Consider the following 6464-nt stretch of genomic DNA (forward strand, 5'->3'; position numbering starts at 1 on the left):
GAAATGATATTAATGATTGATAATTATGATTCTTTTACATTTAATTTAGTGCAGTTTCTTGGAGAACTTGGACAAGAGCTTGTTGTTAAACGTAACGATGAAGTGACTATTTCAGATATTGAGAATATGAAACCAGACTTTTTAATGATTTCGCCAGGTCCATGTAGTCCGAATGAGGCAGGGATTAGTATGGAGGTTATTCGATACTTCGCTGGAAAGATTCCGATTTTTGGGGTTTGTCTAGGGCATCAATCTATTGCGCAAGTGTTTGGTGGAGAGGTTGTCCGTGCAGAGCGATTAATGCATGGGAAAACATCGCTTATGCATCATGATGAGAAGACGATTTTTTCGGATATCCCTAATCCATTTACTGCGACGCGCTATCATTCCCTTATTGTTAAGAAAGAGACATTACCGGAGTGCTTAGAGGTAACATCTTGGACGGAAGAAGGGGAAATTATGGCGCTCCGTCATACAACATTACCGATTGAAGGTGTACAGTTCCATCCGGAATCTATTATGACTTCTCACGGAAAAGAGTTGTTGCAGAATTTCATTCGTAAATATAGTCCAAGTGTGACATCATGTTAATTTACGTAAATGGTCAGTATGTAGAAGCGAGTGAAGCGAGAATTTCGCCGTATGACCACGGTTATTTATATGGACTTGGAGTTTTCGAGACGTTTCGTATTTATAATGGTCATCCTTTCTTATTGGATGATCATTATGACCGTTTAATAGATGCGCTGGATACGTTGCAAATTAAATGGTCGATGACGAAAGATGAAGTAATGCTTATTTTGAAGAATTTACTCGTTAAGAACAAATTAGAGCATGCGTATGTCCGTTTTAATGTATCGGCGGGTATAGATGAAATTGGATTGCAAACAGAAATGTATGAAGAGCCGTCTATTATTGTTTTTATAAAACCTTTAGCGGCCCCGGGAGATGTAGTGGAAAAAGAAGGGGTTGTCTTAAATCAAGTGAGAAATACACCAGAGGGTGCATCTCGCTTGAAGTCTCACCATTATTTAAATAACATTTTGGGGAAACGCGAAATAGGCAATGTTGTGAATAAGGAAGGTATTTTCCTTACTGAAACAGGTTATGTTGCAGAGGGCATTGTTTCGAATCTCTTTTTTGTAAAAGGTGATATTTTATATACACCTTCTTTAAAAACGGGGATTTTAAATGGTATCACTCGTGCGTTTATTATAAAGGTTGCTGAAAAGATGGGTATAGAAGTAAAGGAAGGTCTCTTTACAAAAGATGAATTACTTTCAGCCGATGAAGTCTTCGTAACAAACTCGATTCAAGAAATTGTTCCGCTTAATTGTATAGAGGGGCGAGATTTCCCGGGTAAAGTAGGTGTGGTTACAAAAAGATTTATGAATCTTTATGAAATGCAGAGAGAGAAATTGTGGAGCAGAAATGAATTACGAAGAGGAGATGTGTAGTTTGAAGTGGGATTATGATTTGCGCTGCGGCGAATATACATTGAACTTAAATGAAAAAACGTTAATTATGGGGATTTTAAATGTAACACCAGATTCGTTTTCTGATGGTGGGAGTTACAACGAGGTAGATGCTGCAGTGCGCCATGCGAAAGAAATGCGAGAAGAAGGTGCTCATATTATTGATATTGGTGGCGAATCTACTCGTCCGGGCTTTGCTAAAGTATCGGTGGAAGAAGAAATAAAACGAGTTGTTCCAATGATTCAGGCTGTTTCAAAAGAGGTGAAATTGCCTATTTCTATCGACACGTATAAAGCTGAAGTTGCAAAACAAGCAATTGAAGCTGGTGCTCATATTATTAATGATATTTGGGGAGCGAAGGCGGAACCACAAATCGCTGAAGTTGCAGCTCATTACGATGTACCTATTATCTTAATGCATAATCGCGATAATATGAATTATCGTAATTTAATGGCTGATATGATTGCTGACTTATATGACAGTATTAAAATTGCTAAAGATGCTGGTGTGCGAGATGAGAATATCATTTTAGACCCAGGTATTGGTTTTGCTAAAACGCCTGAACAAAATTTAGAAGCGATGCGTAATTTAGAACAGTTAAACGTACTAGGTTATCCAGTTCTCTTAGGTACTTCGAGAAAGTCCTTTATTGGGCATGTGCTAGATTTACCGGTAGAAGAACGTCTTGAGGGGACGGGAGCTACCGTTTGTCTTGGTATTGAAAAGGGTTGTGAGTTTGTTCGTGTTCATGATGTGAAGGAAATGGCGCGTATGGCTAAGATGATGGATGCGATGATTGGTAAGGGGGTAAAGTAATTGGATAAAATTTATATTCATGATATGGAGTTTTACGGTTATCATGGTGTATTCCCAGAGGAAAATAAATTGGGCCAGAGATTTAAAGTGGACTTAACGGTGGAATTGGATTTGAAACAAGCAGGAGAAAGTGATGACTTAGAGCAGTCTGTTAATTATGGAGAGCTTTTCGAGTTATGTAGGAAAGTTGTAGAAGATAGAACATATAAGCTTGTAGAGAGCATTGCTGAAAATATTGCTACAGATATATTGAAACAATATGAGAGTATTTCAAGATGTACGATAAAGGTAATTAAACCAGATCCGCCGATACCGGGACATTATCGTGCTGTAGCGGTAGAAATTACGAGAGAACGTCCATGAATAATATAGCTTACATTGCATTAGGTTCAAATATTGGAGAACGTTATACGTATTTAACTGAAGCGATTCAGTTTCTGAATAAAAATCCTTATATCAAAGTTGAGGATGTTTCGTCTGTATATGAGACGGAACCGGTTGGCTATACTGACCAAAGTTGCTTTTTGAATTTAGTTATAAAAATTTCTACCAATTTATCACCGCAAGAATTATTGAAAGTAACGCAAAAAGTAGAAAATGATCTAGGAAGAAAAAGGGAAATTAGGTGGGGACCTAGGACTATCGACCTTGACATTTTACTATATAATCAAGAAAATATTGAAGCAGAGAATCTTATTGTTCCGCATCCGCGGATGTTCGAAAGAGCTTTTGTTATCGTTCCGTTGTTAGAGATTAATCAAGATATAAAACAAAACATTTCACGTTCACAAGTAGAAGAAATGAAAAGGCGAGAGGGAGTAACGGTATGGAAGCAGAAAAATGGGGAAGACGCATTCGTGCTTTTCGAAAACTAAAAGGTTATACGCAAGAAGGTTTTGCAAAAGAATTAGGGGTATCTGTATCTGTTTTAGGTGAAGTTGAGCGAGGGAATCGATCGCCTTCCCAAGACTTTGTAGTGGAAGTTGCTAAAGCATTAAAGGTCTCGATAGATGAGCTAATGCCAAAGTGACCATGAAGGAAGGAGTAAATCGAGTGTTAAAAATCGCAAATATTGAGATGAAAAATCCGGTTGTATTAGCACCGATGGCGGGAGTGTGTAACTCTGCATTCCGTTTGACAGTAAAAGAATTCGGTGCAGGCCTAGTTTGTGCTGAAATGGTAAGTGATAAGGCGATACTACTGAACAATAAAAGAACATTAGATATGTTATATATTGATGAGAGAGAAAAGCCATTAAGTTTACAAATTTTTGGTGGCGAGAAAGAAACTCTTGTAGATGCTGCGAAATACGTAGATCAATATACGACAGCAGACATCATTGATATTAATATGGGGTGCCCAGTACCAAAAATCGTTAAGTGTGATGCAGGAGCAAAGTGGCTTTTAGACCCAAATAAAATATATGAAATGGTAGCGGCAGTTGTAGATGCTGTAGAAAAACCAGTTACAGTTAAAATGCGTATTGGTTGGGATGAGGATCATATTTTCGCAATCGAGAATGCGAAGGCTGTTGAGCGTGCTGGTGGAGAAGCGGTAGCGGTTCATGGGCGCACACGAGTACAAATGTATGAAGGAAAAGCGGATTGGGATATTATTAAACAAGTAAAGCAAGCTGTAAATATCCCGGTTATCGGAAATGGTGATGTCGCAACGCCACAAGATGCAAAGCGTATGCTTGATGAAATTGGTGTAGATGGTGTTATGATTGGCCGCGCTGCCCTTGGAGATCCATGGATGATTTATCGTACGGTAAAGTATTTAGAGACGGGTGAATTAATGCCAGAACCGACAGTACGTGAGAAAATTGACGTATGTATGTTGCATCTAGATCGTCTGATCGATTTAAAGAATGAAAATGTCGCTGTAAGAGAGATGAGAAAGCACGCAGCTTGGTATTTAAAGGGCATTCGTGGTAATGCAACTGTACGTAATGGTATCAATGCTTGTAATACGCGTGAAGACTTAGCGAATGTATTAGGTACATTTGTAGAAGAAGTAGAAGCGAAACAACAAACAATTCACGTTGGTTAATAATAGGAAGGGAAGATTGACATTCTTCTATACACTTCCTATAATTACGTGAAAGAAAGAAGAACTGCCAGTTAGTTGCTGGCAGTTTTTCTAGTTGAGTAGAAAATGCTATACTGTATATATTGTAAAAATTAATAGAGCTGGAGTGATATCAATACCATGGATAACATGAACCACGAAGAATTAAACGACCAATTGCTTGTTCGTCGTGAAAAGCTACATAACTTACGTGAGCAAGGGATCGATCCGTTCGGTAAACGTTTTGAACGTACAAATGCAACAAATGAATTATTAAGCCTATATGGAGAGTTCTCTAAAGAAGAATTAGAGGAGAAAGAAATCTCTGTTTCTATCGCTGGTCGTATTATGACAAAACGCGGTAAAGGAAAAGCTGGATTTGCGCATATTCAAGATTTACATGGACAAGTTCAAATTTACGTTCGTAAAGATGCTGTTGGAGATGAAGAGTACGAATTATTTAAAACAGCAGATTTAGGTGACTTAGTAGGTATTGAAGGTAAAGTTTTCAAAACGAACGTTGGAGAACTTTCGGTGAAAGCAACGGGCTTTACGCTATTAACGAAATCTCTTCGTCCATTACCGGATAAATATCATGGACTAAAAGATGTTGAACAACGCTACCGTCAACGTTACTTAGACTTAATTACAAGTATGGAAAGCCGTGAAACATTTGTTACTCGCAGTAAAATCATTCGTGAAATGAGAAGATACTTAGATGACAATGGTTATCTTGAAGTGGAAACACCTATGATGCACGCAATTGCAGGTGGAGCTTCTGCGCGTCCTTTCATCACGCACCATAATGCGTTAGATATGGAATTATATATGCGTATCGCAATTGAACTTCATTTAAAACGCCTTATTGTGGGTGGATTAGAAAAAGTTTATGAAATCGGCCGTGTATTCCGTAACGAGGGTGTATCAACTCGTCATAATCCCGAGTTTACGATGATTGAATTATATGAAGCGTATGCTGATTATAAAGATATTATGAAACTAACAGAAAATATGGTTGCTCATATCGCGAAGCAAGTACTAGGTACAACAACAATCCAGTATGGTGACTATGAAATTAATCTAGAACCAGAATGGACACGTCTTCATATGGTAGATGCAATTAAAGAACATTCTGGAGCAGATTTCTGGAATCCGATGAGTGTAGAAGAAGCGCGTGAACTTGCAAAAGAACATAATGTAGAAATTAAGGATACAATGGAAGTTGGTCATATTATTAATGAATTCTTCGAACAAAAAGTAGAAGATAAATTAATCCAACCAACATTTATTTACGGTCATCCGGTAGAAATTTCGCCACTTGCGAAAAAGAATGACGAAGATCCACGATTCACAGATCGTTTCGAATTATTTATTGTTGCACGTGAACATGCAAATGCATTCACTGAATTAAATGATCCAATCGATCAGAAAGAACGTTTTGAAGCACAATTAAAAGAACGCGAACAAGGTAATGATGAAGCTCACATGATGGATGATGATTATATTGAAGCTCTTGAGTATGGTATGCCTCCTACAGGTGGACTAGGAATTGGTATTGATCGTCTTGTTATGTTATTAACGAATGCACCATCTATTCGTGACGTACTATTATTCCCTGCTATGCGTCATAAACAAGACTAAGCTTTGGAGATTTCTCCAAAGCTTTTTTTATTTGAGTATGAACGTGGGGCATTAGATGTCGATGTTGGGAGAAATTATATTTATATAGAAGAAAAGTGCTTTTTTTATACTTTTTTACTAAGTTAAAAATTTTATTAGAAAAACTATTGCATTTTAATAATCAAACTGGTATATTTATATTCGTTGCCACGAAAGGTAACAAGCAAAACAAACGAAAAACAACTTATTGAAAAAAGTTGTTGACGAAAATATAACGAAATGTTATATTAATAAAGTCGCTTCTGAGCGACGAAGTAGTTCTTTGAAAACTGAACGAAACAAACAACGTGAAACGTCAATTTTTATTTTATGATGCTAGACAAACTAACTTTATTGGAGAGTTTGATCCTGGCTCAGGATGAACGCTGGCGGCGTGCCTAATACATGCAAGTCGAGCGAATGGATTAAGAGCTTGCTCTTAT

General features: G+C 37.5%; 8 protein-coding genes and 1 rRNA gene. All 9 read left to right on the top strand.

Annotated features, from left to right (window positions below; genetic code table 11):
* The first annotated feature begins 3 nt into the window (after positions 1-3).
* Positions 4-591, top strand: coding sequence for an aminodeoxychorismate/anthranilate synthase component II (gene pabA / locus MR083_RS14445; RefSeq protein WP_000602301.1), 588 nt, complete (start codon positions 4-6; stop codon positions 589-591).
* Positions 585-1457 carry an aminodeoxychorismate lyase gene (gene pabC / locus MR083_RS14450; RefSeq protein WP_000909880.1) on the top strand — a complete coding sequence of 291 codons (873 nt, stop codon included), beginning with the start codon at positions 585-587 and terminating at the stop codon, positions 1455-1457. Before pabA ends, pabC begins: the two co-directional genes overlap by 7 nt.
* The gene (gene folP / locus MR083_RS14455; protein WP_242269489.1) at positions 1432-2292 is read left to right on the top strand and encodes a dihydropteroate synthase; all 861 of its coding nucleotides are present in this window, start codon (positions 1432-1434) and stop codon (positions 2290-2292) included. Before pabC ends, folP begins: the two co-directional genes overlap by 26 nt.
* The gene (gene folB / locus MR083_RS14460; RefSeq protein WP_000358060.1) at positions 2293-2655 is read left to right on the top strand and encodes a dihydroneopterin aldolase; all 363 of its coding nucleotides are present in this window, start codon (positions 2293-2295) and stop codon (positions 2653-2655) included.
* A complete protein-coding gene (gene folK / locus MR083_RS14465; RefSeq protein ID WP_001059445.1) occupies positions 2652-3167 on the top strand; it encodes a 2-amino-4-hydroxy-6-hydroxymethyldihydropteridine diphosphokinase in 516 nt (171 codons plus the stop codon). Before folB ends, folK begins: the two co-directional genes overlap by 4 nt.
* On the top strand, positions 3119-3322 hold the full coding sequence (locus MR083_RS14470) for a helix-turn-helix domain-containing protein (protein ID WP_000387027.1): 204 nt from the start codon (positions 3119-3121) through the stop codon (positions 3320-3322). The genes folK and MR083_RS14470 overlap by 49 nt, the downstream gene beginning before the upstream one ends.
* A gap of 23 nt (positions 3323-3345) precedes the next feature.
* Complete coding sequence (gene dusB, locus MR083_RS14475) at positions 3346-4344, top strand: tRNA dihydrouridine synthase DusB (RefSeq protein ID WP_242269490.1); 999 nt, start codon at positions 3346-3348, stop codon at positions 4342-4344.
* 159 nt (positions 4345-4503) lie between these two features.
* Positions 4504-6003: a lysine--tRNA ligase gene (gene lysS / locus MR083_RS14480; RefSeq protein WP_000369678.1), complete on the top strand. Its 1500-nt coding sequence runs from the start codon at positions 4504-4506 to the stop codon at positions 6001-6003.
* A gap of 369 nt (positions 6004-6372) precedes the next feature.
* Positions 6373-6464, top strand: a 16S ribosomal RNA gene (locus MR083_RS14485); the annotation flags it as partial.

The organism is Bacillus cereus group sp. BfR-BA-01408 (assembly GCF_022663305.1).
Taxonomy (GTDB): Bacteria; Bacillota; Bacilli; order Bacillales; family Bacillaceae_G; genus Bacillus_A; species Bacillus_A pacificus.

Bases quoted from the DNA above. Each gene is read 5' to 3' on its own strand.
- pabC (WP_000909880.1), top strand. From the start codon at position 585: ATGTTAATTTACGTAAATGGTCAGTATGTAGAAGCGAGTGAAGCGAGA.
- MR083_RS14470 (WP_000387027.1), top strand. From the start codon at position 3,119: ATGGAAGCAGAAAAATGGGGAAGACGCATTCGTGCTTTTCGAAAACTA.
- pabA (WP_000602301.1), top strand. From the start codon at position 4: ATGATATTAATGATTGATAATTATGATTCTTTTACATTTAATTTAGTG.
- folP (WP_242269489.1), top strand. From the start codon at position 1,432: ATGAATTACGAAGAGGAGATGTGTAGTTTGAAGTGGGATTATGATTTG.
- lysS (WP_000369678.1), top strand. From the start codon at position 4,504: ATGGATAACATGAACCACGAAGAATTAAACGACCAATTGCTTGTTCGT.
- folK (WP_001059445.1), top strand. From the start codon at position 2,652: ATGAATAATATAGCTTACATTGCATTAGGTTCAAATATTGGAGAACGT.